The 25,746-nt window shown below is 50.5% G+C and carries 31 protein-coding genes and 1 other annotated feature; of the genes, 25 read left to right on the top strand and 6 right to left on the bottom strand.

Translation table 11 applies throughout. The features are described 5' to 3' along the window. Nucleotides 1-8 precede the first annotated feature (8 nt). Together IRJ25_RS09280 and IRJ25_RS09275 are read right to left on the bottom strand one after the other, a co-directional pair. Nucleotides 9-572, bottom strand: coding sequence for a prepilin-type N-terminal cleavage/methylation domain-containing protein (locus IRJ25_RS09280; RefSeq protein ID WP_235439549.1), 564 nt, complete (start codon nt 570-572; stop codon nt 9-11). Continuing rightward, on the bottom strand, nt 520-975 hold the full coding sequence (locus IRJ25_RS09275) for a type IV pilus modification PilV family protein (protein ID WP_269318145.1): 456 nt from the start codon (nt 973-975) through the stop codon (nt 520-522). The genes IRJ25_RS09280 and IRJ25_RS09275 overlap by 53 nt, the downstream gene beginning before the upstream one ends. 157 nt (nt 976-1,132) lie before the next feature. On the opposite strand from IRJ25_RS09275, the gene IRJ25_RS09270 reads away from it, so the two are divergent. From IRJ25_RS09270 to IRJ25_RS09150, 25 genes are all read left to right on the top strand, one after another. Further along, nucleotides 1,133-2,359: a G5 domain-containing protein gene (locus tag IRJ25_RS09270; protein ID WP_269318144.1), complete on the top strand. Its 1,227-nt coding sequence runs from the start codon at nt 1,133-1,135 to the stop codon at nt 2,357-2,359. After that, nucleotides 2,356-2,646, top strand: a complete 291-nt coding sequence (locus tag IRJ25_RS09265; RefSeq protein ID WP_047795511.1) for a hypothetical protein — start codon at nt 2,356-2,358, stop codon at nt 2,644-2,646. Before IRJ25_RS09270 ends, IRJ25_RS09265 begins: the two co-directional genes overlap by 4 nt. A gap of 1 nt (nt 2,647) precedes the next feature. Next, nucleotides 2,648-4,318, top strand: coding sequence for a GspE/PulE family protein (locus tag IRJ25_RS09260; RefSeq protein ID WP_214782606.1), 1,671 nt, complete (start codon nt 2,648-2,650; stop codon nt 4,316-4,318). Then, nucleotides 4,311-5,348, top strand: a complete 1,038-nt coding sequence (locus IRJ25_RS09255) for a type IV pilus twitching motility protein PilT (protein WP_214782609.1) — start codon at nt 4,311-4,313, stop codon at nt 5,346-5,348. Before IRJ25_RS09260 ends, IRJ25_RS09255 begins: the two co-directional genes overlap by 8 nt. A gap of 6 nt (nt 5,349-5,354) precedes the next feature. Next, the gene (locus tag IRJ25_RS09250) at nt 5,355-6,572 is read left to right on the top strand and encodes a type II secretion system F family protein (RefSeq protein WP_159561979.1); all 1,218 of its coding nucleotides are present in this window, start codon (nt 5,355-5,357) and stop codon (nt 6,570-6,572) included. Nucleotides 6,573-6,713: 141 nt separating this feature from the next. Further along, nucleotides 6,714-7,190, top strand: a complete 477-nt coding sequence (locus tag IRJ25_RS09245) for a prepilin-type N-terminal cleavage/methylation domain-containing protein (RefSeq protein ID WP_269318143.1) — start codon at nt 6,714-6,716, stop codon at nt 7,188-7,190. A 98-nt stretch (nt 7,191-7,288) separates the two neighbouring features. After that, nucleotides 7,289-8,041, top strand: a complete 753-nt coding sequence (locus IRJ25_RS09240; protein ID WP_159561981.1) for a prepilin peptidase — start codon at nt 7,289-7,291, stop codon at nt 8,039-8,041. 12 nt (nt 8,042-8,053) lie between these two features. Next, on the top strand, nt 8,054-9,625 hold the full coding sequence (pilM, locus tag IRJ25_RS09235) for a pilus assembly protein PilM (RefSeq protein WP_269318142.1): 1,572 nt from the start codon (nt 8,054-8,056) through the stop codon (nt 9,623-9,625). Next, nucleotides 9,622-10,329: a hypothetical protein gene (locus tag IRJ25_RS09230; protein WP_074037502.1), complete on the top strand. Its 708-nt coding sequence runs from the start codon at nt 9,622-9,624 to the stop codon at nt 10,327-10,329. The genes pilM and IRJ25_RS09230 overlap by 4 nt, the downstream gene beginning before the upstream one ends. Nucleotides 10,330-10,469: 140 nt before the next feature. Further along, the gene (locus IRJ25_RS09225; protein WP_078146555.1) at nt 10,470-11,054 is read left to right on the top strand and encodes a Maf family protein; all 585 of its coding nucleotides are present in this window, start codon (nt 10,470-10,472) and stop codon (nt 11,052-11,054) included. Nucleotides 11,055-11,074: 20 nt separating this feature from the next. Continuing rightward, nucleotides 11,075-11,704 carry a RadC family protein gene (gene radC, locus IRJ25_RS09220; protein WP_215244106.1) on the top strand — a complete coding sequence of 210 codons (630 nt, stop codon included), beginning with the start codon at nt 11,075-11,077 and terminating at the stop codon, nt 11,702-11,704. 316 nt (nt 11,705-12,020) lie between these two features. Then, nucleotides 12,021-12,218: a hypothetical protein gene (locus IRJ25_RS09215; RefSeq protein ID WP_269318141.1), complete on the top strand. Its 198-nt coding sequence runs from the start codon at nt 12,021-12,023 to the stop codon at nt 12,216-12,218. A 57-nt stretch (nt 12,219-12,275) separates the two neighbouring features. Then, nucleotides 12,276-12,716 carry a hypothetical protein gene (locus IRJ25_RS09210; RefSeq protein ID WP_269318140.1) on the top strand — a complete coding sequence of 147 codons (441 nt, stop codon included), beginning with the start codon at nt 12,276-12,278 and terminating at the stop codon, nt 12,714-12,716. 198 nt (nt 12,717-12,914) lie between these two features. After that, nucleotides 12,915-13,952, top strand: coding sequence for a rod shape-determining protein (locus IRJ25_RS09205; protein WP_074037493.1), 1,038 nt, complete (start codon nt 12,915-12,917; stop codon nt 13,950-13,952). A 13-nt stretch (nt 13,953-13,965) separates the two neighbouring features. Further along, complete coding sequence (gene mreC / locus IRJ25_RS09200) at nt 13,966-14,856, top strand: rod shape-determining protein MreC (RefSeq protein WP_047795500.1); 891 nt, start codon at nt 13,966-13,968, stop codon at nt 14,854-14,856. 1 nt (nt 14,857) lies between these two features. Next, on the top strand, nt 14,858-15,352 hold the full coding sequence (gene mreD / locus IRJ25_RS09195) for a rod shape-determining protein MreD (protein ID WP_049759982.1): 495 nt from the start codon (nt 14,858-14,860) through the stop codon (nt 15,350-15,352). Nucleotides 15,353-15,357: 5 nt separating this feature from the next. After that, nucleotides 15,358-16,026 (top strand): septum site-determining protein MinC, encoded by a 669-nt coding sequence (locus IRJ25_RS09190; protein WP_264092344.1) that lies wholly within the window; start codon nt 15,358-15,360, stop codon nt 16,024-16,026. A 5-nt stretch (nt 16,027-16,031) separates the two neighbouring features. Continuing rightward, on the top strand, nt 16,032-16,889 hold the full coding sequence (gene minD, locus IRJ25_RS09185; protein WP_015881151.1) for a septum site-determining protein MinD: 858 nt from the start codon (nt 16,032-16,034) through the stop codon (nt 16,887-16,889). A gap of 43 nt (nt 16,890-16,932) precedes the next feature. Then, complete coding sequence (locus tag IRJ25_RS09180; protein WP_159561990.1) at nt 16,933-18,258, top strand: ribonuclease E/G; 1,326 nt, start codon at nt 16,933-16,935, stop codon at nt 18,256-18,258. A 55-nt stretch (nt 18,259-18,313) separates the two neighbouring features. Beyond that, nucleotides 18,314-18,387: a sequence feature (ribosomal protein L21 leader region), on the top strand. Between the two features lie 15 nt (nt 18,388-18,402). Continuing rightward, entirely contained in the window at nt 18,403-18,711 is a 309-nt protein-coding gene (gene rplU, locus IRJ25_RS09175; RefSeq protein WP_015881153.1) for a 50S ribosomal protein L21, read from the top strand. A gap of 3 nt (nt 18,712-18,714) precedes the next feature. Then, complete coding sequence (locus tag IRJ25_RS09170) at nt 18,715-19,050, top strand: ribosomal-processing cysteine protease Prp (protein WP_078146561.1); 336 nt, start codon at nt 18,715-18,717, stop codon at nt 19,048-19,050. Between the two features lie 12 nt (nt 19,051-19,062). Further along, nucleotides 19,063-19,344, top strand: a complete 282-nt coding sequence (gene rpmA / locus IRJ25_RS09165; RefSeq protein ID WP_015881155.1) for a 50S ribosomal protein L27 — start codon at nt 19,063-19,065, stop codon at nt 19,342-19,344. 66 nt (nt 19,345-19,410) lie between these two features. Continuing rightward, nucleotides 19,411-19,851 carry a Spo0B domain-containing protein gene (locus tag IRJ25_RS09160; protein WP_074037487.1) on the top strand — a complete coding sequence of 147 codons (441 nt, stop codon included), beginning with the start codon at nt 19,411-19,413 and terminating at the stop codon, nt 19,849-19,851. Beyond that, nucleotides 19,852-21,141: a GTPase ObgE gene (gene obgE / locus IRJ25_RS09155; RefSeq protein ID WP_015881157.1), complete on the top strand. Its 1,290-nt coding sequence runs from the start codon at nt 19,852-19,854 to the stop codon at nt 21,139-21,141. It begins immediately after the preceding gene. Between the two features lie 40 nt (nt 21,142-21,181). Then, nucleotides 21,182-22,456 carry a hemolysin family protein gene (locus IRJ25_RS09150; RefSeq protein ID WP_015881158.1) on the top strand — a complete coding sequence of 425 codons (1,275 nt, stop codon included), beginning with the start codon at nt 21,182-21,184 and terminating at the stop codon, nt 22,454-22,456. A 43-nt stretch (nt 22,457-22,499) separates the two neighbouring features. Here IRJ25_RS09150 and IRJ25_RS09145 read toward each other — a convergent pair whose 3' ends face one another. From IRJ25_RS09145 to IRJ25_RS09130, 4 genes are all read right to left on the bottom strand, one after another. After that, complete coding sequence (locus IRJ25_RS09145; protein WP_269318139.1) at nt 22,500-23,273, bottom strand: NUDIX domain-containing protein; 774 nt, start codon at nt 23,271-23,273, stop codon at nt 22,500-22,502. A gap of 118 nt (nt 23,274-23,391) precedes the next feature. Further along, nucleotides 23,392-23,970: a DedA family protein gene (locus tag IRJ25_RS09140; RefSeq protein WP_264092347.1), complete on the bottom strand. Its 579-nt coding sequence runs from the start codon at nt 23,968-23,970 to the stop codon at nt 23,392-23,394. Nucleotides 23,971-24,077: 107 nt separating this feature from the next. Then, nucleotides 24,078-24,617, bottom strand: coding sequence for a transcription repressor NadR (locus IRJ25_RS09135; protein WP_264092348.1), 540 nt, complete (start codon nt 24,615-24,617; stop codon nt 24,078-24,080). Then, on the bottom strand, nt 24,595-25,725 hold the full coding sequence (locus tag IRJ25_RS09130; RefSeq protein ID WP_214691132.1) for a cysteine desulfurase family protein: 1,131 nt from the start codon (nt 25,723-25,725) through the stop codon (nt 24,595-24,597). Before IRJ25_RS09130 ends, IRJ25_RS09135 begins: the two co-directional genes overlap by 23 nt. Nucleotides 25,726-25,746 lie beyond the last annotated feature (21 nt).

Below are 25,746 nucleotides of genomic sequence, written 5' to 3'. Positions count from 1 at the left end.
CTCCTTTCTTAGAATGGGATGGAGCTTTCAAATGTCGTAACAGAATCGGGATTGTTTGATTGAGTCAAATCCATCTCGATTTCGATGAGTCCACCGGTCATGTAAGTCGGGCGTCTCGGATCGAACACGGGATCTTTTAACTGGATGGTCATCCGTTCGACTGTGATTTGTGGATTAGAAGGCGTAAACGAATCCTCTGAGAGAACCAAGTCGGTCGGCACGTATCCCGCCTCCCGGTAAATCATTCCGGCTTCCGATATGTCTGGAGCGGACAATCGATAAAATTGAAACGAGCCGTCCACTTCCGTCACGGCGTCGAATTCGGTCCGGTTCACGTCAGAGAGCACGGAGGCAATCAAATAGTCGGCCTCGCTTCGAAGGTCACTCGTCTCGTTCGTCATTTGAAAACCGAGCGTTCCAGTGATAAAGGCCGTAATGATGACGCCACTTAAAATCGAAGCGACGACGACTGTGACGAGCAACTCGACGAGCGTGAAGCCGTCTTCACGTTTCTCCATCTCAGTCAGTTGTCGGGACAGCCGTTTCAGGGAACGGTTCGCGCAATGTCGCATTCGAAATGACTCCTCTCAAGGTGACGGGCGTTTGCAAACGGTCGGTCGTCACCGAAATTTCAACTTCAATTGTATGTCCGGGTGAAGTGGACAGCGATTGAATGGTTGCGATATACGTATCCCCATGGATTCGGGTATCTTCGCAAAAGTCGCACGTCGAGCTGATCCCGTCCCGATTCAACAATTGACGCAGTTCGAGCGGTTTATCAACGGACGCGGCCCGTCGATTTAGAGTATGTAATGTGTTTTGCGCCACTTGGTTCGCAATCGTTTGATTGAGGCTGTCGTGTGTCGTCTTCAAACTTTGGCTGAAAATCGAAAGTAAAGAGAATGAGACAATTGAAAGAACAACGATGGAGACGAGCACTTCGACGAGCGTAAAACCTTTTTCGGAATGCGACAAGACATTGACCTCCTATTCAAAAAAAGTAAAACAATCGGAAAATAACGTATGCAATACTGAATTAAATGTTATTTTTTGTACAATACATATTATACTAAAGTTATACGCTGAACGGATATATAGAATAGAAGTCGGATTAGACACGGGGGGATTTTACATGAAGCGGTATGGGATGCATCTTATCATTTTGATTGGACTCGTCGTACTCGTGACATTACCGACGATTGGACTCGTCAATTACTTAGATGCGTCTGCTGAGTCGAGTGCTACATATAAAAAAGATACGACGGAAGATACGACGGTCGCAGGTGTCGACGTATCAGGGATGACGAAAGAAGAAGCGGACGTTCGTCTCGATAATGCGATTAAAGATTTTAATACGACACCCTTTTCAATCAATTTGATGGATGGGACGGTCATGGAGATTGGAAAAGAGGTCGTGACGTTCGATGTATCGAATACGTTAGACTCCATTAAAGATACAGGTGACTATCCGCTGTTGACATCCGTAGATGAAACGAAAGTCGAGCCTTATCTCGAAGGTCAACCCGTCACGCTGACGATGATTGCCCCGGCGTTGATGGATGCCGCATCGATGTTGGAGTCATCTGTGACATTAGAGCAAGTCGCGGCAGAAAATGAAGTCGTCGCCTCGTTCACTGTGAGCCCGACACCGGCTATGCAGTCAGCCCTTGATCGAATGAACGGATTCGAGATGGCAGCGGGAGACATCTTTAGTCTCAAATCGTTCGGAGAAGATTACGAAGCGCTCACGACACTAGGGTCTTCATTCTATCGCCTATTTGCGGCGACACCGTTCGCCATTCTCGAACGTGTGCCTCACGAAACACTTCCTTCCGGGGTGGAGCTAGGCTATGACACGAAAGTAGATGAGCGCTCGAACTTTGCTGTTCAAAACCGAGAAGACACATCATATGCCATCCTCGTCTTGGATGAAGGGGGTTCTGTGACGGTTCAATTGCTCGGTCAACCTTTTGACGCCGCTTTCGAAGCGAGAGTTGAAGAAGTGAAGACGGTACCGCATCAAAAAGTCGTGCGCTTCTCATCTTCGCTCCCGTCAGGCAGTTCATCGGTCACCCAGTCAGGTCAAGATGGACAGTCAGGTAAGCTCTACCGGGTCACTGTGACTGAAGAAGGGGAGACGTTGGAATTACTCGGGTTTGATTTTTATGCACCGACACCGGAAATCGTGACGAAGAGTTCCGTTCCGCTTCCGCCACCGGATCCGGTCGAACCGGTCATCCCGACATTCCCGGATGAGGACGAGGAAGAAGACCCGTTCCCGAATGATTCGAACGACGACCCATTTGAGGCAGAACCGCCCGTATTAGAAGAACCTGCAGAAGAGGAGGCAGTGGGATGATCGGCTATTTGATTTTACTCGGCTTTTGGGTACTCGCCACATTGACACTGTTCGCTTTATCCGTTCCGATGACGAGAAAACGTGAAACGAAGCTTGTCATCAGCCTGTGGACTGCCCTTCTGTCTGGTGGCGTCTATTTGATGGTAGAAGAATCACTCGTTCAAACATGGTGGGCATGGGTGATTCTTATCGTTGCATTGATTGGAGGAGTGGCTGCGAGCGTCTTTGTCGAAGAACGGAACGACAAGACCGAGCAGGAGGAGGCTCCTCAAAGGATGGTGAAGTAACGTGAGACGAACGAAACGAAGATTAGGTGAGATGCTCATCGAGGCTGCGCTCATTACGACGAGTCAGCTCGATGAGGCGCTTGCACAGAAGCGTCCCGGAGAAAAACTAGGGGATGCCTTAATTCGACTAAACCATATTACCGAGACACAGTTGATTCAAATGATTCATGAACAGCTGCATGTGCCGATCATTGAGTTGTACTCCTACGACATCAATGTGACGGTCACGAAGCTCGTACCGAAAGCATTGGCACAAAAACACGATATCATGCCGTTTGAGTTGAACGGCAATACGTTACATGTGGCGACAGCCGACCCACTCGATCTCATTGCCATTGATGACGTCCGTCTTCAGACAGGGATGAACATCGAGATTGGCATCGCAACGAGAGAACAGATTCGAAAGACGATTAGTCGATACTATGAGATGGATCACTCGCTCGTCGAAATTTTAAAAGAAGATGCCCCGGAAATCGAGCGACAGGAATCTGTCAGTCGAGACGATGCACCGATTATCCGCCTCGTGAACCAGTTGTTCTTAAGCGCCATCGACCAACGCGCTTCGGATATTCACTTCGACCCGCATGAGAAACAACTTCACGTCCGCTTTCGGATTGATGGTGATTTACGCACAGAAACCGTTTATCCGAAGAAGATTCAGAGCGTCATGCTGACGCGTCTCAAAGTCATGAGTAACCTCGACATCACAGAAAGTCGTCTGCCACAAGATGGACGGATCAAGTACACGCTACGCAATCGCGCCTATGATTTCCGCGTCTCGACGCTCCCGACGATGTATGGAGAGAAAATCGTTATTCGGGTCCTCGACTCATCTCAAGGACTGACCGATTTGACGAAACTCGGATTTGGCGAACGAAACGAACAGGCGTACCGTGACATGCTGAAACGTCCGAATGGAATTATCTTGATCACCGGTCCGACCGGTTCAGGGAAATCCTCGACATTGTATGCTTCGTTAAAAGAACTGAATGATGAAACGAAAAACATCATTACGGTAGAAGACCCGGTCGAGTATCAACTTGACGGCATCAACCAGGTTCAGGTCAACTCGAAAGTCGGCTTGACGTTCGCGTCAGGGCTTCGTTCGATTTTACGTCAAGACCCGAACATCGTCATGGTCGGAGAGATTCGGGATACGGAGACAGCTGAGATTGCCATTCGTGCCTCGCTCACCGGTCACCTTGTGTTGTCAACGCTACATACGAATTCAGCAATCAGCTCCATCACCCGTCTCGTCGATATGGGGGTTGAGCCGTTCCTCGTCGCCGCTTCGACGACGGGACTCGTGGCACAACGACTCGTTCGACGCGTCTGTCGTGACTGTGGTCAAGTCGAACCGGTATCGAAGAGTGAACGTAGCCTGTTCGACGCAGAGGGTGTACACATCGACCACATCGTTCGGGGAAAAGGATGCTCGTCATGCAACTTCACAGGGTACCGTGGGCGCCTCGCCATTCACGAAGTCATCCCGATTGATGAAGGCTTGCGCCGGATGATCATGAACCAGGCGACCGAGTCTGAGATGGTCGACTATGCCAAGTCACAAGGAGCGACATTCCTGCTTGAGGACGGATTAGAAAAAGTCGCCGCCGGTTTGACGACGACCGAGGAAATATTGCGAACGGTCATTACGGAGAATGCTTATGATTAATCAATCGATCGAAACCATCTTGACGAATGCGGTCGAGAAACGTGCCTCGGATATTCATCTGACAGCCGGTTCTCCTCCGATCATTCGAGTAGACGGGAGTCTTATTACGATGGGCGAGGAGAAGGTATTGCCGCACCATCTCGAAGGATATTTAAAAGAAATCATGACCGACGATATGCGCGAACGTCTCGAGCATGAACGAGATCTTGATTTCTCGTTCGGCGTCCCACGTGTCTCCCGTTTCCGGGTCAACGCCTATTATCAACGAGGCACGATTGCCATCGCGTTCCGGTCCATTTCCGGGGAAATCCCGACCTTGAACGAACTCAATCTGCCGACGGTACTGAAGCGTCTGATTGAGAAACCACATGGTCTCATCTTGGTCACGGGTCCGACGGGTTCAGGGAAATCGACGACGCTCGCGGCGATGATTCATGAAATCAATCGGACGCAGCGAAAACGAATCATCACGCTAGAAGATCCGATCGAGTATTTACATTCCCACGACCAAAGTATTGTCGACCAACGGGAAATCGGCTCTGACGTCATGAAATTTGTGAGTGGTCTAAGGGCCGCCTTACGGCAAGACCCTGACGTCATTCTGCTCGGGGAGATGCGTGACTTGGAGACCATCTCGACGGCGATGACCGCCGCAGAGACGGGGCACCTCGTCATGGCAACGCTCCATACATCGAGTGCGATGTCGACGGTGAGTCGAATCATCGACGCGTTCCCAGCTGAGCAACAGGACCAAATCCGGACACAACTCGCGAACGTCTTACTCGGTGTCGTGAGTCAACGGTTATTTCCACGGGTTGATGTGCCGAAAGGACGCGTCGCCGCCATGGAAATCATGTTAGGGAATCCGGCTGTTGCCAACTTGATTCGAAATGAAAAAGAGTTCCAGTTGCCGACCGTCATCCAGACGAGTCGCCAGCACGGGATGCAGTCGATGGATGCTGCCATCGAACAACTTGTTCGGCAAGGGATCATCAATCCGAACGCCGTCCCGACAGAAGAGATGAGGTGATGAGTGATGGCGATATTTCAGTATGAAGGAAAGCTCCTGAACGGGAAGCGTAAGAAAGGTCGCGTCACGGCCGTCTCGCTTCGGGAAGCGAAAGAAAAGTTGCGTCAAGAATCTATTCTCGTAACGGACTTGGCCGAGCTCGAATCGACCGGACTGAACAAAGAGGTCAATTTGCTGCCAGAACGAGTCAAAATCGAACACTTGATCATGTACGTCCGTCAGTTCGCGACGCTCATCCGGGCGGGTGTCCCGATTGTTCGTGCGACTTCAATCTTACGGGTACAGACCGAGTCGAACGTATTGAAGAAAGCACTGAGTCAAGTCGAGGATGATTTGAAGGAAGGGATTGCCTATTCCGAGGCGATCAAAAAACATCCACGCGTCTTTTCGAACTTCTTTAGTTCGATGGCACTTGCCGGGGAGACGAGCGGGAACTTGGAGGAGGCGCTCGATCAAATCGGGCTCCAACTTCAAAAACAATATGATGTGAAGCGGAAGGTCATTTCTGCCCTCACGTATCCGTTGGTCGTCTCCATCGTCGCCATCGGCGTGGTCGCCTTTTTAATGGTGAACGTCGTCCCGACGTTTGCGAGCATCTTTGGTCAACTCGGCGGTGAGCTTCCGCTCATCACGCGCATTGTAGTCGCGGTCTCCGATTTCATCGCGGCCTTCTGGTGGTTGTTACTCGGACTCGCGATTCTTGGAGTTCTCACCTTCACCTGGATGTTGAAGCGGGACCGGGAACGGTTCGTCATCGATGGCTTGCTATTGAAGATGCCGATTTTCGGAACGATTGTGATGAAATCTCAGATTGCATTGCTAACGCGAAGTTTAGCGGTCCTTCTACAAGCGGCCGTCCCGATTTTGACGGCGATTGAAATCACCGAACGTATCGTATCGAACCGCGTCATCCGGAAAGGACTGACGGAGGCACGTGACATGATGGCGCAAGGGGTCCCGCTTCACGAGCCGCTCATGCGAAATGCGAACTTCCCGGCACTCATGACTCAGATGATCGCCGTCGGGGAAGAGAGCGGTGATTTGGATTCGATGTTGAACGAAGTCGCTGAGTTTTATGAGACGGAGGTCGAGACGACAACCGACCGTTTGAAGTCGATTATCGAGCCGCTTCTCATCGTCGTATTGGCAAGTGTCGTCGGGGTCATCGTCATCTCGATCGTCGTACCGATGTTCCAAATCTATGGTGATATTCAGAATCAGTAAAGCAATATGCAAGCTTTTGAAAATATACCTTTTCAATACTATATTTAGAAGGTATAGTAAAATTGTTCTACTTCTATATTAGGTCTAAAGTAATTTATCTAGTTTACACACAGCACATTACGTAAAAGGGGAGAATGAATTATGGTAGAGAAGTTGAAAATGATTTGGCAAGATGCCAAACAGTTAAAAGATGAGCGTGGGCTCACACTTGTCGAGTTACTCGTCGTCGTCGTTATTTTAGGAATTATCGCAGCCATCGCAGTCGTTGCGATTGGTGGAATCATCGAGAACTCGAAGAAAGATGCAATGGTCGCCGATGCGAAACAAATGGTTAGTGCGGCGAAGTTGTATGTTGCTTCGAATGACGTTGCTGACGGAACGGTAATTCGTTTTGTTGGAGCGCCAGGTGCTACAGAGGTAGATGGTTCGAATATGATTGATACTATGAAAGACCCATTTGGCACAAATTATACAAATGGTGTTGTTTATGTTTCTAAAGGTACAAACAATAAATACAAGTACCAAGTATGGCTAGATGGAGCAGAAGATATTGGCACTGCGGCTACAGCAGCTGGAACGATTGCAAGTGGTGATTTAGATAAAGATGATGTTAAATAAGGTGTAAAGCAAAACATCCCTCCGGCTGGCGCTGGGCACTCGCTCAGCCTAGCCGGTTTTCTATTTTTGGCATATACTGACAAAAGGAGGGTCCTTCCTTGATTGAATCGATTGGATTCCTATATAGCATCGTCCTCGGGGCGGTCATCACATCGTTCACCAACGTCGTCGGGCTCCGCGTGCCACGTCAGCAATCGATTGTGACGCCGCGGTCACATTGTCCGTCTTGCGGTCACGAATTATCACCGTGGGAACTCATCCCGATTTTCGGCTATCTCGCCTTAAGAGGCAGATGTCACGGGTGTGGCGAGCGGATCGCGCCGACGTATCCGATCTTTGAATTACTTGGAGCCATTGGATATGGCTATAGCTTTTCACTCTACGGATTTAGTGTGACGACGCTTCTCGCGTTCGCTTTCTTGTCGACCTTACTCGCTTTGGCGATGTCTGATTTATCGACGATGCTCGTGCCGAATGTCATCTTGCAATTCACGGCACCGGTATTACTCCTCCTCACCTATCTGACAGGGGCATCTTGGTGGACGCCACTTGTAGGGGCGTTGCTCGGATTTTCGCTCCTAGCGACCGTCTTTTTCGTGTCAAAAGGGGGACTTGGGGCAGGGGACGTCAAATTGTTTACTATGATTGGTCTTGTGCTCGGTCCGCGTGACGTGCTCGTCGCCTTGTTTCTATCGAGTTTGATTGGGGCAATTGTCGGGATCGGGTTGATGATCACAAAAAAAATCGGGCGAAAGCAACCGATTCCGTTTGTCCCGTCGATTGCGCTCGGGACGATGTTGACGTTTTGGTTTAGTGAAAGTTTTTTTGATTGGTATTTTGAGTTGATGTAGGGGGAAACGATCATGAGTCGTGGGATAGAGAAAGGGACGGTCACGTATTTTTCGTTTGATGCGCTCAGCATCCACGGGGCCGTCATCAAACAAGGGGTGTTCAAACGAAGCGCCTCGGTTCAGTTAGCAAAAGATGCGTATGGAGAAGGGAAGATTCTCGATGAGACGGCGTTCAGTCTCGCTTTCGATGAACTCTGTCGCAAGTTGAAAGTGCGACGCGGGATGACGTGTGCGGTGGCATTGGACGAGACCGAAGTGTTGTCACGGAAAGTCGAGATTCCTTCTTCGATTCCGAAGGACGAGATTCGTGGCTATCTCTTCATGGAAATCGGGAGCTCGATCATCTTGCCGTTCGATGACGTGTCGTTCGACTACGAAGTGTTAGGAGAAGATGGGGTCAAGACGGACGTCATGTTGCATGCCGTTTCGATTGAATTGACGAAGTCGCTCCGTGCGTACATGAAAAAACGTGGTCTAGCGTTGAAGAAAATCACGCCACGTTCTGTCGCGGTCGCCAATGGGGTCATACGTTTATCGGAGATTGATCCGCTTCAATCGACATTACTCTGGCATATCACGCCGTTTTCACATCAATTGCTCGTCCTTGAGGAAGGGCAGATCCGTTTCATCCGCTCGATTGAACTGGACCTCCCGTATCAAGTCGGGACGAAAGATGGTGTCGTGACCTATACATATGATGGGACCGGTGAGATGAAGGCCAATCAGTTGGATGACTGGTTGAACGAACTCGCTCGTTTCCTCGACTTCTATCGGTATTCTCTGCGGACGGACGGTCGGGCTATCGATGAGTTATACGTTTCGGGAACTGTCCCGGAAGTCGATGACCTCGTCCGTATGATTCAGTCTGAATCACTCGTCTCTGTGACGCGCGTCGAGCAACCGCTCGCCATCGCCCACGGGACACCGTTATCGCATCAAATGTTGCCACTCCTCGGGATGGCGATGCTTCAACGCGATCGGGACACGAACTTCATCAATTCGACGGACGTGACGCTCCGATGGCCAATCGTGACAGGTCTCGTCGCCCTTCTCCTCGGAGGAGGGGCAGCCGGATACTTGTACTATGAGGTCGGCCAACTTGAGGCAGAACAGACGCGAATCGAAGAAGAGTTACAGCTCGTTCAAATTTACCAAACCGAACAAGTGAATTCGAAAGCGCAACAAGTGCTCTCGCTCGACCAAACCGTGACGGCGTTGACCGACATGGAAAAGGATGCGGTCCCAGCACTGCGCGCGTTGACTGAGCAGTTGCCGCCTACTGGCTACGTCTTGACGTATAACTACGCGGATGGCTCCATCATGAGCGTCCGAACTCAATTCGAGACGTTAGAAGACTTGAACGCATTCCAGCGCTCTCTCATGACCGATGAGCGGTTCCTCGACGTCAAACTCCTCGGTGTGACGACGGAGTTGAAAGCGGATGTGGATGCAGAAGAAGAGGAAAACTCATTAGAAGAAGATCCGCTTCCACGCTATATCGGAGAGTTTACGTTCATGTTCCAAGACGTGGAAGACGAGTTGACAGAGGAAGAGGACACGGATGAGGAGGTGGTGAGTCAATGAAACGTTCGACAATCTACGCGTTATTTGCGATTTGCCTCCTTGCCGCAATCATCGCACCGGCTTACTTTGGCTATACGTATTACGTCAAACAAGGAGAGGTCGAAGCGCTTGAACGCGACCTCTCGCTCGAACAAACAAAACTGGAGTTATTGCGCCAAGAAGGAAAAGCCGTTGATGTAGCGGACTCTCAGACGCTTCAGACACGGGTTCCAACAGTTCCTGCCCTCGACACGGTCGTTGAGGCGTTGTCGCAGGCAAGTCTTCTTGCGGGTGTCAATGTGACAAGTATCGCATTTGCGGATGGCGTTGTGGCTGAGTCAGAAGTGCCGGAAACGGTCGAGCCGTTCAATCCGGCTGATGTGAGTGCGACGAATGAACCAGCTGAACCAACGGACGTTGCACCTGTCAACGCTTCTACGGTCCGTTCAACGGTCAACTTGCAAGCAGAGACGTATGAAGCGCTCGTCTCCTTCTTGGAGTCGATCGAGTCGATGAATCGGATTCACGTGTTACGGACGGTTCAATTTACCGGACCTGCCGAGACGGGACCGAATACGGTCGAAGAAGTGCAGTCGCTCGAGTTTACAGTCGAGCTTGATGCCTTCTATCGTCCGGACCTCGACCAACTCGTTCCAGACCGATACATTCCGGAACCGGCGTTTGAGCAAAAGGATATCCCGGTATACGACTATACGACACCATAAGTCGGCACGTCCCTTCGCAATTGAAGGGGCGTGTTTTTCGTCGCGGGTAATTGTGTTTAGGAGGCACGTTGCCTACAATCAACAGTGAAGACCGAAACGGGAAGGAACGCCGTTTTAGAAGAAGAGAAGGAGTCGATACAATGAATTCAACACAGAAGCGTGTCATTCTCGCCTCGATGTCACCGCGACGTACCGAGCTATTGACGAAAGCAGGAATCAAACATGAGGTCATCCCATCTACCGTGACGGAAGGGACGGACGGTCGGGAGACACCGAGTGATTACGTCGCTCGTCTGGCCCGGGAGAAAGCGATGGACGTGGCAAGGCATCACCGTGATGCCATCGTCATCGGCGCGGACACGGTCGTCGTCTTGAACGGCATCATTTTAGAGAAACCGACAGACCGGGAGGATGCGAAACGGATGCTTGAACGATTATCCGGTTCGACCCATGAAGTGCTGACGGGTGTGAGCATCATCGGTAAGTCCCAAGATTTGTTCGTCACGACGACGCGTGTGACGTTCGCTGAGATTCCTGAAACCTGGCTAGCGGATTATTTGGATTCGACAGAGCCCTACGATAAGGCGGGTGCGTATGGGATTCAAGGATCGGGTGGTCTCTTCGTCGAAGGAATCGAAGGGGATTTTTATAATGTCGTTGGATTGCCGATCCATCCGCTCGTCAAGACGCTCGACCGGCATGGGGTGACGCCTCGCTTCCTGTGAACTTGAAAGTAGGTGAAGGAATGACCATGGTGCTTGACCGTAGTGTAGAGACCGCCATCGCCAGATTGCTTCAAATCGGAGGACGGGGACCAGACCCGATGGAGACGGCTCGTCGTATCTCGGACGTCTACCCGACGTTACGGGCGCTGTCACAAGCGTCCGTTCACGATTTATGTAAAATCGAAGGGATGACGAAGAAGAAGGCGGAGCAACTCCTCGCCGCGTTCACAATCGGGATTCGATACGTCGAGGAACCGAAAGCGAGTATGCCGACGATTCGTTCGCCGCAAGACGCCTATGAGTTGTTGCGGGATGAATTGAGACTGTTGAATCAGGAGCATTTCGTCTGTTTGTATTTGAATACGAAGAACCAACTGATCGCTCGGAAGACGCTTTTCGTCGGAGGGCTCAACTCCTCGATCGTGCACCCGCGCGATGTTTTTCGTGAGGCGCTCAAGCTGTCGGCGGCGTGCTTTATCGCCGTGCACAATCATCCGAGTGGGGACGCGACCCCGAGTCGGGAGGACATCGAGGTGTCCGAGCGATTGGTCGAAGTAGGCAATATCGTCGGCATCGCCTGTCTCGACCACGTCATCATTGGGGAAGACCATTACGTCAGCATGAAGCAGCGGGGATATATGAATGGGTAAGGAGTAGAGAGCAGGCATCATGATGTCTGCTTTTTTGGATTTCGTTCACATTTTCATAGAAGTCTAGAATACAATGAATAGAAAAAACTGATGGACTAAGGTGATACATGTTCTTCTTTGTTCTCGTCCGTGTAAGATTCTAGAGCTATGGAGCCGTTCGATACTCGGTAGTAGTAATAGGTGTTGGGGTCATTCATTAATTTGACACTTTAACCCCATTAAATTTTGGATATAGTTGGAAAAAGGTAAATGGAGATGTAGAATTTGAAGAGAGTAGAAATAATGATGCATGAGTTTGTACATAGGAGGTTACCGAATGTCGCGTATTACAATATGGAATGTGGTTGGTTGGGTGTTTCTCATTTTCTTAGGAGTTATTAAAGCTTTTTTTGATGAGCAATTGTCCTTGATCACGACTGGGTTAGGCGGATTAATTTGTTTGATTTTAGCTCTTTGCATGATTTTTCACGAAGGAAAAGAGAAATCACAACATTCGAATGAATTGTCTGAATGAAGATAGTTTTCTCTAATCGAATCTAGATGTTGATTAGAAAACAAATGAGGTGTTTTTATGGAAAAAATAATTTGGATACTGATGGTCGGATTATCGCTTTTTGTGAGTTACATACATCTAGAACCAACCATCTTCTCTATCGTTGTGTTCATCCTGTTTTTATTTGTGAGCACAGCGCTGTTTATGCGGTTCAATCAGGACCACTGGCTCGACCGCGTCTCGCCGCTCGTCGGTGTCGGCGTAGGGGTTCTATCGCTCATCGCTTTTCTCGGTATGATTGTGCTCTCTTTCAATGAACTCGATCAACTCGGCATCTGGACGGTACTCGTCCGTCTCCTGATCATGTATATCGGGATCTACCTTTTCGTCGTGACGACATCGAGCTTTTTGGCAGGAGCGACCCGACTCAAGCCATCCCGCTTCTTTCGGCCGGTGTTGATTTTCTCGGTATTCTTTTACGGAGCGATGTTACTGCTTCCGCTCCAACCGGGATTGTAACCGTTCTCTCCTTAGGCAGACGCTCACTTGCGTCTGCTTTTTTGATTTGCCTTTTTGCCGAAAAGAAGGCAAACTAATAGACGGTGAGACAGGACTGAGATGCGGTTATTGTAAATAACCTGTAATCGAATGAACGTTTTCAAACATGATTTTTCCGTTATAATAAAAAATAGTGTAATGAAGAGAGGAGCAACACCTATGTTTCGTAGTTTTAACCGAGAGATCGGAATCGACCTTGGAACGGCTAACACGCTCGTTTATGTAAAGGGTCAAGGAATTGTTGTTCGTGAACCGTCCGTCGTGGCGTTCCGCACAGATACCGGTAGAATTGAGGCCGTTGGTAATCAGGCCAAAGATATGATTGGACGTACTCCGGGGAACGTCTCTGCACGTCGTCCGATGAAAGACGGCGTCATCGCTGACTTCGAAACGACAGCGACGATGATCAAATACTTCATGGAGCAAGCTCAAAAATCAAAAGGCGGTTTGTTCTCATCGAAGACGAACGTCATGATTTGTGTCCCAAGCGGTATCACGTCTGTTGAAAAACGTGCCGTGGAAGACGCTGCGAAACAAGCAGGCGCTCGTGAAGCATACACAATTGAAGAACCGTTCGCGGCAGCAATCGGTGCAGGCCTCCCAGTTTGGGAACCGACTGGCTCGATGGTCGTCGATATCGGTGGCGGTACGACCGAAGTCGCAGTGATCTCACTCGGCGGCATCGTGACAAGCCAATCGATTCGTGTCGGTGGTGACGAAATGGATGATGCCATTATTCGTTACATCAAGAACAAGTACAACCTCATGATCGGGGAGCGTACATCTGAGACGCTCAAAATGGAAGTAGGTTCGGCGCGCATCGATGCATCGAACGAAGCGGAGAAGATGGAAATCCGTGGTCGCGACCTCGTAACAGGACTTCCAAAACAAATCGAAGTCACGTCTGCAGAAGTGTGTGAAGCTCTTTCTGATACAGTCGAAGCGATTTTAGCAGGGGTCAAGCAAACGCTTGAGCAAACTCCTCCAGAGCTTGCGGCTGACGTTATGGACCGCGGAATCGTCTTGACTGGCGGCGGCGCCCTCCTCAAAAACTTGGACGACGTGATCTCAGACGAGACACACATCCCGACACTCGTTGCGGATGAGCCACTCGACTGCGTAGCGGTCGGGACTGGAAAATCTCTTGAAATGATGGACGTCCTCCGTTCGAAATCAGGCATCTCGTCACGTCGATGAGAGGTGAGACACGATGAGCCGATTCGTACGTAATAAAAAGCTCATCATCACGCTAATTGTACTGATCTTGTTTTTCGTCATTTTAGGTGTTTCGATTCGAGGACGATCGGAATCAGCCTGGTACCAAGATGTCACGCGTGATGTGGTCGGCACGTTCCAGCGAGTGTTCGCGGTACCAATCGGGTGGATGGACTCAACGGTCTCGTCCATCTCAGATGTCCGCGATATCTACGAAGAGAACCGCCAGCTGAAAGAACATTTGGCGAAGTACGCCGAGGTATCGGTTGAAGCGGATGATTTGCGCCGTGAGAATGAGGAGCTTCGAAAGATGGTCGAAGCAAGAGACGAGTCGTTACGTGACTTCGACCTCATTCCGGCGGAGGTCATCGGTCGGACACCGAACGATTGGCAACGCTACGTCACCATCAACGTCGGTTCAGAACGCGGCGTTGAAAAGGGCATGGCCGTGACCGCAGCGAGCGGGATGGTCGGTCGTGTCATTCAGACGAGTGCCTATACGTCGCAAGTTCAACTGCTCAGCGACAACAACCGGACGAACAACGTCTCGGCAGTGGTCAAAGATGCGGACGGCAAACCGACGTATGGGACGGTTGACGGATTCGACACGGAGACGAATGAATTGTTCTTCACGAAAGTATCGAATAGCGTCAAGCTGAAAGAAGGAGAAATCGTATCGACGTCCGGACTCGGTGGACGTTATCCGGCTGGACTCGTCATCGGTACGATCGAATCGATCGAGACGGATGAATATGGCGTCTCACAAGTCGCCCGGATTAAACCGGAGGCCGACTTCAATGAGTTCTCACAAATGTACGTGATTGATCGGACACTAGACGAACCGTTTTTAACGGGTCCCGAGGAAGGAGGAGCAGCGGGTGAGTAACATGAAAGTGTTCATCGCCCTGTTCCTCCTTTTTCTTATTGAAGGAACATGGGCATCGATTTTTTCTTGGCACTACGCCACGCCGTTTCTTTTGTTGACGTTGATCGGGTTGATGTTTGTCAGTCTGTACGGTCGATGGGAGACGGCACTCGGGTTTGGGCTTGTATTCGGACTGCTGTATGATATCGTCTACACCGACCTGATTGGAATCTATGTATTTACTTTTTCACTCATTCCTCTCTTAGCCAGCTTCGTGTTAAAATATATAGGTGAGAACTTCTTCTCCGTCACCATTACGTTCACGTTTATGATTCTCGTTTTCACCTTTGCGATTTACGGGATCATGGCGGCGATTGGTGGGACGTTGATGACGATTCAAACACTATTGGTTGAACAGATTCCAGGGACGATGCTCGTCAATGCCATCGCCATCGTGATTCTTTATTATCCGATGACGCGTTATGTGACGACACGCCCTGTTGCGAAAAGAGGGTAGCCATGATGGAGCGTAAACGACACATTACGATTAAAGGACATCGCAACGGCATTGCCATTCACTTCAATCCGAAGAGTGGCATCGACGAGGTGCTTACGGACTTAGAAGCGACATTACAAGAAATGGAGCCGCCGTCCGGAAAGATTGCCCTGAAGTTGCACGCGGGTACTCGTTATATTGACGAGGAGCTGTCACGTCAAATTCGTGAGGTCGTCGCTCGTCATGGCGTTTTTTATATTGAAGACTTGTCGAGCGATGTCATGTTGACAGAAGAAGCGAAAGCGACGTACGGCAGAAAGACATTCCACTATCACAGCGGGACGATTCGGAGTGGGCAAGTGTTGACGTTTGACGGTTCGGTGCTCGTGATCGGGGATATCAATCCTGGGTCAGAGGTCCAGGCGACAGGAAGTATTTATTGTTTAGGGACGATACGAGGAAATGTACGCGCCGGTGTCGAAGGATGGGAAGAAGCGGTCATCACCGCGAGCCTGCTCCATCCGAAGTTTTTAGCAATCGGCGAACGTGTACTCACAGCCGATGACGGGGAAGAACTTCCTGAGATTGAGATGGGTTGTGCGTATCAGACGAGTGATGGGATTGAGATGACACGTCTCCGCCACGTCATGACAGGTCTGAAAGACGCATATGCAATGGAATTACAGAGAGGGTGAGTGGAATGGAGCAAGTAGTGGAGCCTGTACATACAGAAAAAGAAGTTAAAAACGGCAGAGCCATCGTCGTGACATCAGGAAAAGGGGGCGTCGGGAAGACAACGACGACCGCCAACATCGGGACGGGGCTCGCCTTGTCTGGACACTCGGTCTGTCTCGTCGATACAGATATCGGATTGCGTAACCTCGATATCATTCTCGGTCTCGACAACCGGAGCATTTATAACCTTGTCGATGTCATCACGGGTCAATGTAAGTTGAATCAGGCGCTCGTCCGCGATAAACGCTTCGAGGAGATGTATTTACTCCCGGCCGCACAGTCGAAAGACAAGACGTCAGTGAATCCTGAACAAGTGAAAGAAATCGTTGACCAGTTGAAGACGGAATATGATTTCGTCTTGATTGACTGTCCTGCTGGAATCGAGCAAGGGTTCATGAACGCGATTGCCGGTGCGGATGAGGCGATCGTCGTCACGACACCTGAAAAAGCGGCGGTTCAAGATGCAGACCGAATCATCGGGATGCTCGAGCAAGCGGAACATATCGATGCGCCTAAACTGATTGTCAACCGAGTCAAGAATCATCTCGTCGAATCGGGCGACATGCTCGACATCGATGACATCATGCGCATCCTGTCGATTGACTTACTCGGTGTCGTCATCGACGATGAGGAAGTCATCGCAGCCGCGAACCGCGGTGTCCCGGTCACGATGAATCCGGACAACTATGCCGGGCAGGCTTACCGGAACATCACGCGCCGTATTCTTGGCGAATCGGTCCCGCTCATGTCGATTCAGACGGAGACGGCACCGGTCGGCTTTTGGGCACGACTCATGATGAAATTTGGAATGAAAAAAGCGTAAAGGCAACGGAAGTTGCCTTTTTCTGTCGAAAGGAGTGATGCAGATGAAGCTAATCTACGAACGAACACCTTCCATCGAACGGGCGATGCTCGTGGACGGCGAACGATTACTTGAAGTCGAGGAACGGTTTGTCGACCAACTGTCTGTCGGGACCATCGTCGAAGCCGCAATTGAACGGATCCACCCGTCACTCGGGGCAGCCTTTTTGACGGATGGGGAGACGACATACTTTCTCCCGATCGCAGAGACGCTCCGTGCGCTCGCCTCGTATCCGGAAGTGCCCGCCATCGGGCAAGCGGCAGTCGTCGGAGAAAAGCGACTCGTCCAAGTGACAAAAGAAGGAATCAACGGCAAGCATCATAAAGTGACAGAGAACATTCGATTCGGTGGACGATATCTTGTGTATTTCCCATTTGGACGTCGTCAACTGTTCAGCCGGAAACTCGACCTCGTCACGCAGGACCGCCTCTCAAAGGCGCTCGACTTAACGGAAGAGGAAGGGGTCTTATTTCGGACGGAAGCCGGACAAGTGGCCCCGGAAGCGTTACAGGAAGAACTGAATCGATTGCGTAACCGTTCGACCATAGTGATCGAGCAAAGGTTCGGGCAAGACGAGCTACTATGCGAACAATTCGTGAGACGTCATGCAGTCGAGTCCGTGCTGTTGAATGACAAAGAAGGGCAAACGCGACTCGAACGATTGGATGTCCCGGTGAAACGTCATATCGGAAAAGGGCGGATGCCTGAAGCGAAACGTCTCGATGGAGCCATCGAGAAACTGGAGAGTCGTGCCGTCTGGTTGGATGGTGGGGCGTTCGTCTTGATCGAACAAGTCGAGACGATGACCGTCATCGACGTGAATAGTGGCAAAAATGTCGCCGTCAAAGACAAGGGGCGTGCGGCCGATACCATCAATGAAGCCGCGCTCTATTCGATCATGGAGCAGTTGCGTCTGCGAAATATCGGCGGCATGGTCATCATCGATTTCTTACGTGGTTCAAAGGAAGGACAGACCCGTCTCCTTAAAAAGATGAAAGAACTCGGGGCGCGTGACCCACGACGTGTCGAAGTGTACGGGTTCACACGGATGGGGCTGTTCGAGCTGTCGCGGGAACGGACCGGGCGCTCGATTCAAGACCGGATGTTTCATGCCGGCAAGCCTTCAAAATTGGCCATCTTCTCACAGTTTGAACGGTCGCTCCTTGATTTGAATGATCAATACGAAGCGGTCGTGCTCTCACTCCCTAATAAGTGGCATGACGCTTCCTGGCACGGATTTGACATTGAGGTGCACCTCGTCGAAGGGGAGCCGGAGTTCGTCTTTTATGGGACGTCCGAAGAATGTCAGAATTTCTTATCTCGTCGTTGACAATGATTAATTGAGAATGGTATTATCTATAACGTTAGTTCGTTTGGAAGCACCCAAATGGCTACAACCGCACAGAACGGGTTTTTAAAGGTTTTTGCCCTGCCCAGGATGGCGAGTCTGAGTTTAACAAGGAGGTGCACGTATATGTACGCAATCATCAAAACAGGTGGTAAGCAAATCAAAGTTGAAGCAGGTCAAGAGATCTACATCGAAAAACTCGATGCTGATGTCGAAGGTACTGTAGAATTCGGTGAGGTTCTTTTCGTTGGTGGTGACGATGTTAAAGTCGGCGCTCCACTCGTAGAAGGCGCTAAAGTTGTCGGTACTGTGGTAAAACACGGCCGCGCTAAGAAGATCACTGTCTTCAAAATGAAAGCTAAGAAAAACTACCGTCGTAAGCAAGGTCACCGTCAGCCTTACACGAAAGTTCGCATCGAGAAAATCGAAGCGTAAGCTATGATTCGGGTCAAGGTAAGACGAGACGAGGCGAATTCGATTCGCTCCGTCGAAGTGACTGGTCATGCCAATTTTGCAGAACCTGGTTCTGACTTGGTGTGCGCCGGTGTTTCAGCCATCATCTTTGGTGCCTATAACGCCGTCGAAACGCTTGCGGGTCAATCGCTTCTTGTAGAAATGGCAGATCAAACAGAGGGTGGTTACTTTTATGTCGAGACGTATCCTGACTTATCACCGCAGGATATGGAACGCACCCAACTGTTATTAGAAGGGATGCTCGTGCAGTTAGACACGATCGCCCAAAGCTACGGTGAATATATCCAAATTGAACAATAGGAGGTGGACCTCATGTTACAATTGAACCTTCAGTTCTTCGCTTCGAAAAAGGGAGTTGGTTCGACTAAAAACGGTCGTGACTCAATTTCGAAACGTCTCGGTGCAAAACGCGCTGACGGACAAACAGTTTCAGCTGGATCAATCCTTTACCGCCAACGCGGTACAAAGATTCACCCAGGTGAAAACGTTGGCCGTGGTGGCGACGACACTTTGTTTGCGAAAGTTGACGGCGTAGTACGCTATGAGCGTCTTGGTCGCGACAAGAAACAAGTGAGCGTTTACCCAGTCGCGTAAGTTGAACGACGCAGAAGACTCTAGCCACTTATTTGGTTAGAGTCTTTTTTTCTAGGAGAGGATCAAATGGATTCAGAACAGACACTCGAGCTCTTATCGACCGTCCGTCACGAATGGATGAATCGGCTTCAATTGATCTCGCTCTATGTGGCTCTCGATCCGACTAAGCTCGAGGAACTTTACGAACGCTATCGGAAACAGGCCGACGAAGAGAGTGCGCTCGTTCGTTTGAACGTGCCACAGACGAGCCTAGTCGTGATTCAAGCGAATTGGGAGGGACGGATGACGTATACGATTTCAACCGACCAACTCGCCATCGATGACGCGCGAGTGGCAGAGATGCTTGTCCGCTTGTTAGACAACACGGATGGGCCGATTCATGTGACGTTCACGGACGGACTGATGGTTCGCGTCACGGGCGCTGTCCCGGACGATGTGAAGGCATCAGCCGATGTGTACGAACAGAACGTAGATACCACTACGTTTCACATAAAGGAGGGGAAATAAATGTTTGTCGATCAGGTTAATATTTTTGTAAAAGCTGGAGACGGCGGAAAAGGGATGGTCGCTTTCCGTCGCGAGAAATACGTTCCAGACGGTGGTCCTGCAGGTGGTGACGGTGGTCACGGTGGGGACGTCATCTTTGAAGTAGAGGAAGGATTGCGGACGCTCGTTGATTTCCGCTATTCGAAGAAGTTTATCGCCCATGATGGCGAAAAAGGGATGTCAAAAGGGATGCACGGACGTAAAGCGAAACCGCTCATCGTCAAGGTCCCACCTGGCACGATCGTGTTCGATGCCGAAACGGATACCGTCATCGCGGACTTGACCGAGCACGGCCAACAAGCGACGATCGCCAAAGGCGGTCGTGGTGGTCGCGGGAACTGTCGTTTTGCGACGCCTGCCAACCCGGCTCCGGAAATCGCGGAGAACGGGGAACCAGGTCAAGAACGTGAGTTGCGTCTCGAGTTGAAACTCCTCGCAGACGTCGGTCTCGTCGGATTCCCGTCTGTCGGGAAGTCAACGCTTCTCTCTGTCGTCTCGTCGGCACGCCCGAAAATCGGTGCGTACCACTTCACGACGATCACACCGAACCTCGGTGTCGTCAAGACAGCGGACGACCGTAGTTTCGTCATGGCCGACCTTCCAGGTCTCATCGAAGGGGCGAGCCAGGGCGTCGGTCTCGGTCACCAGTTCCTTCGCCATATCGAACGGACGAAAGTTATCGTTCACATGATCGATATGAGTGGTATGGAAGGGCGCGACCCGTTCGAAGACTACACGACGATCAACCGTGAGCTCGAGTCGTACAACTTACGTCTCCTCGAGCGTCCACAAGTCGTCGTGGCGAACAAAATGGATATGCCGGACGCAGCGGAACATCTTGAAGAGTTCAAGAAGAAGGTAGGGGACGATGTCAAAGTCTTCCCGATCTCAGCACTCGCTCAAGACGGTCTTCGTAACTTGTTGATTGAAGTGGCTAACTTTGTCGATACGACACCAGAATTCCCACTCGATGAGCTCGAAGAGAAGACAGCGACGCCTCGTGTCGTGTATCGTTATGAGAAGGAAGAGAAAGGCTATCAAATCCACATCGATGAATACGATCGCTTCGTGATCACGGGCCCTCGTATCGAGAAGCTCTTCAAGATGACGAACTTTGACCATGATGAGTCAATCAAACGATTTGCTCGTCAAATGCGTCAAATGGGCGTCGATGACGATCTTCGTAAGTTGGGTGCCGAGGACGGTAGTGTCGTGGCAATCCTCGACTTCGAATTCGAGTTTGTGGAATAAAAAAATTATTTGTTAAGAAGAAACGGAGTGTGAAGCTAACGTGGACCCTGTGCCCTCGTCAAGTTTAATTCTATATGTAGTTCTCGTCATGTTGTCAGCGTTTTTCTCATCAGCAGAAACGGCGCTCTCGAGTGTGAACCGGGTCCGGATGATTCGGATGGCGGAAGATGGTGACAAAGCCGCAAAACGTGTCCTCAGTCTCGTCGACCGTTTTGATGATACCCTCTCGACGATTCTCGTCGGGAACAACATCGTCAACATCGGTTCGGCGACGGTGTCGACTGCCATCGCCACATCTATTTTCAGTGGGGGAACCGGTCTTCTCGTGTCAACGTTCGCGACGACGGTCATCATCTTGATTTTCGGTGAGATTTTACCGAAATCGCTCGCGAAAGAGTTTGCGGAGAAGTATTCGCTTCTCATCAGTGGAATCCTTGTGTTCCTCGTCAAAGTCCTCAAACCGGTGACGATGATTTTCACCGGCTTGAAGAAGTTGACGCTGCGGATGATCGGGATGAAAGACAAGGAGCCATCCGTCACCGAAGAAGAGTTGAAAGTGCTCGTCGATATGGGAGAAGAGGAAGGTGTGCTCGGAGAGACGGAAGCAGAGCTCGTCCATAGCGCCTTTGCCTTCAACGATATTACGGTCGATGATGTGCTGACGCCACGAATCGATATTCTGGCCGTCGACATCGACGATTCGCTCGATGAAATCAAAGACACGATTTTCAGTGGTGGACATTCGCGTTTACCGGTCTACAAAGACTCGATCGACAACGTCATCGGTGTCTTGTCGGAACGTGACTTCTTGCGTTCGATGATGAAGGATGAAGTGACGGATGTCCGTTCGCTCATCCGACCGCTCACGTACGTGTCACCGCAGACGAAATTGATTGAACTACTTCCGATTCTCCAGCAGAAACAATCTCACATGGCTGTCGTCCTCGATGAATTCGGGGGCACGGCGGGTCTCATCACGTTAGAAGACATGCTTGAAGAACTCGTCGGCGACATCTGGGATGAGCACGACGAATCCGTCGTCTATCTCAGACGTCTCCGTGAAGGGGTCTATGAGTGTATGGCTGACATGAACGTTGATGAATTCGCGGAAGAGATGGGGATTGCAGAACCAGACGTCGATTCCAACACGATGGGCGGTTGGTTCGTTGAATTGCTCGGTGACATCCCGGAGAAAGGTGCACAAGTCACGTATCAAGACATGACGTTCACCGTTCTCCATGTGGAGAAACGCCGTGTCCGGAAACTGTTAGTGGAGACTGGACAATCTCAGCAAGAAGATATGCAAGAAGCATAAAGAACAGGGATGATTCGCATATAGCGGATCATCCCTGTTTGCGTCATACGGATTGGCGTTCAATGCGCTCAATCAGTTCATATGGACGTACTTTATAAATGGCGTAAGGCATGTAGGTCGGGTCCATCGCATCGAGGAAGCGCATCTGGAAATGCTCTCGTTTGATGTAGTCGCCGACGTTTCTTGCGTCAACTTTATAGAATCCAACTTCCTGTGTCTCGCCAGCCTGCGGTTTGAGGTCACCTGATACATAAGTGGCGCGGAAGGTGACACAGAGGACGCGGGACGACACGTTTTGATAAATCCCGGTGATCCCTTCTACTTTGATTTCCGCACCGGTCTCTTCGCGTACTTCACGATGGATGGCATCCACGATGGACTCATGTTCTTCCACTTGGCCGCCAGGCATTTCAAACGAATCGTTCCGATGCATATTTTTGACGAGGAGAACTTCGCCTGCTTCGTTCGTAATGTACGCCGTCACAGAAACGATGGTGCGGGGTGGCGTATAGTGACCGGTCGGCATCATGAATTCTTCACTCGACTTGATATACAAATCTTTGCCTAGTCGGGCCCGCTTCTTCATCGCTTCCCGTCGTAAGGCGCTGCCCCGATAGTCCCGTTCGACTTGCTCATAATGTTCACGGTCCCGGTATTCCCATAATGCCATGACCTCGGACTTGTCTTCGGTCACCCAGCGTCCGACGAGGCGGGCGCCATGCGACGCCTGGATCGGATAAATGTATGTATGGAAAAAGTCGGTGAATTCTTGCAGGCGTTCAGGTCGAATCGTATACGTTTTACGGCGATGGAACATGATGATTCCTCCTTTTTCGTTGTGCGGTGTCCTATATATATGACCGCGATTCGCTTACATGGTTCTTATTCGACAGATATTAGCGTTTCCCTTTCCAACAAAAAAGAATCAGCTTCAGTTAAGCTGATTCTTTCACACGTTTTGGTTGCTGACGAACATGTCGAACGACGAGGATAATCCCGACAGCAAGAGCCAAGAAAGGGATGACATCGTCCATGAAGTGGCCGATCATGCGCCAGTTGCTACCAAGCATCATCCCGACATGGATGAAAAGGAATGACCAGACGGCAAAAATCAAGGTCGTCACCAACAAAAACTTACGGAACGATAGACGCATCACCCCGGCGCTCACGGCGAATAATTGACGCCAAAACAGGCTGAGACAGACGATCCATGCACCGTATTTCTCAAACCAGCGCTCGGCCCGGAGTTGCTTGTCTTGCCGAATTCGAAAATACCGATACAGTTTGAGCGCGACGGGACGCCCACCATATCGACCGATCCAGTACAGACCGATTTGGCTGAGCGTGAAGGAGACCCACGCCAGTAGGAACGTCAGGAAGAAGGGCGCGTCATGCGAGTCGACGAGGAAGCCTCCGTATGCGAGAACGAGTTCGTTCGGGATGAATTGGACCAAGATACCGATGGGAATGCTGAAGACCCCACAGACGGCGAGTAGATGCTCGAGGACGTTCAAGACTTAGCCCTCCTTTCAAATGATTTCAGGAAAGATGTTCCATCCATCAGTATAACGGACATGACTGAAAAGAAAAAGAAGAGATGTCACATATTCGTGACGTCTCTTCAATCTAATTCGGAGACGAGAATCCCGAGGCGGTCCAATTCTTTCACCGCAGCATCGATTGCCTCTTTATGGTCTGATTCGAGCGTATGGATATGGAAGCCACCCGTCAACTGGGAGAGCGGGGAAGCCCCATGCGTCTTCACTCGCTCGAGGAAGGCGCGGACGTCGCGGCGACTCTTCACCATGAGTTGTCCCGTGATAGACCCGTATACAGGATGGTCGATGATGACGTCTTTGATGGTGACCCCTTCATCGACGATGGCGTTCATCTCCGTCTCCATCTCTTCTGCCGTATGACGACAGGCTACCTTTTTCGAATAGGTGGAGGGGGTGAGGTCTCCATGCAAGTAGACATACCCACGAGCGGTCGCGACGATTTGATGGCCTTTCGCTTTTAGCAACGATAGGTCTTGGACGATGACCTGACGACTGACGGATACATGTCTTGCCAGTTCAGATCCTGTGATTGGCTCATTGCTCGATTCAATCAATTGTAATAGTGTGCGACGGCGTTCTTCACCGACTAAACGTTTGTTCATGATGTTCGACTCTCCTTGCTAAAATGACGATGGCATCGGCGAGGGCCGATGTGTCTTCGGCGGTCGTTTGCGCGCCGAAGGAAATGCGGACGAGTCCATGACAGGCGCTCGTCTCATATCCGAGTGCTTCGAGCATGCGATTTGGTCCATTTTGACCTGCTCGACATGCCGACCCAGCCGATACTTGGAACCCGAGATCGTCGAGCTCGGTCATCCACCATTGTCCGTCGCGTTGATGGGAGACGAAGGAGAAAATGGCGGGACTTTGTTCATCAAACTCGAGCCAATGGACATGCGCTGACGTCTTCTCTTTCAAGATAGCACGAAACGCCATGAAATTTCTCTGAAAACGTGTCAATTGTTCCTGACGTTCTCCGAGTGCTTTTGCAAAGGCACTGATTCCAGGAACGTCAATCGTTCCGGGACGAATCCCGTATTGATGATGCCCCGGATAGTATGGGGGAGGAATCAGACGTTCCATGTAGAGGGCGCCGACTCCTTTCGGTCCACCTACTTTGTGAGCACTGAACGAATAGGCATCAATGCCTTCGACAGAAATCGGGATTTTCCCGAGTGCCTGGACCCCGTCCACATGGAAGAGGATTTTCTTATATTTCAAGAGGCATTGGATGTGGTGGAGCGGTAACACCCAGCCTGTGTCGGAATTGACATGCTGGAGCGTGACGAGCCCGATGTCACGGTCGAGTAGGTGTGTGAATGCATCTAAATCAAACTTTCCATCCTTCAGTTTCAACCGATGAACGATTATTCCTTCCCGTTCCCACTCTTCAAGTAAGAGGGCGACCGAATCATGTTCATGCCAAGACGTGATCACCTCTTTGCCCTTCATCCGTTTACGTAAACTTGTCAGTGCGATGTAATTGCTCTCCGATCCACTCCCAGTGAATAATAATTTTCCTCGTAACATATCAAGACCGAGCGCCTGTTTGATCAAGCGTCTTGCTTCTGTCAAATAATCTTCTGCCATATAACCTTGGGTATGGAGTGATGATGGGTTCCCATAAACGTTTTTGGCCATCGCCACGTAATGGTCTAATGCTGCATGCGTCATCGGGTGTGTAGCGGCGTAGTCGAAGTAGCGGTTCATCATGGACTCCCCTTTTCTCAT

Origin of the sequence: Exiguobacterium sp. KJ 601 (assembly GCF_027161185.1) — a bacterium.
Lineage (GTDB): Bacteria > Bacillota > Bacilli > Exiguobacteriales > Exiguobacteriaceae > Exiguobacterium > Exiguobacterium profundum.
Note: the sequence above shows the minus strand (reverse complement) of the source record. Positions and strands in the feature narration are given on the sequence as shown.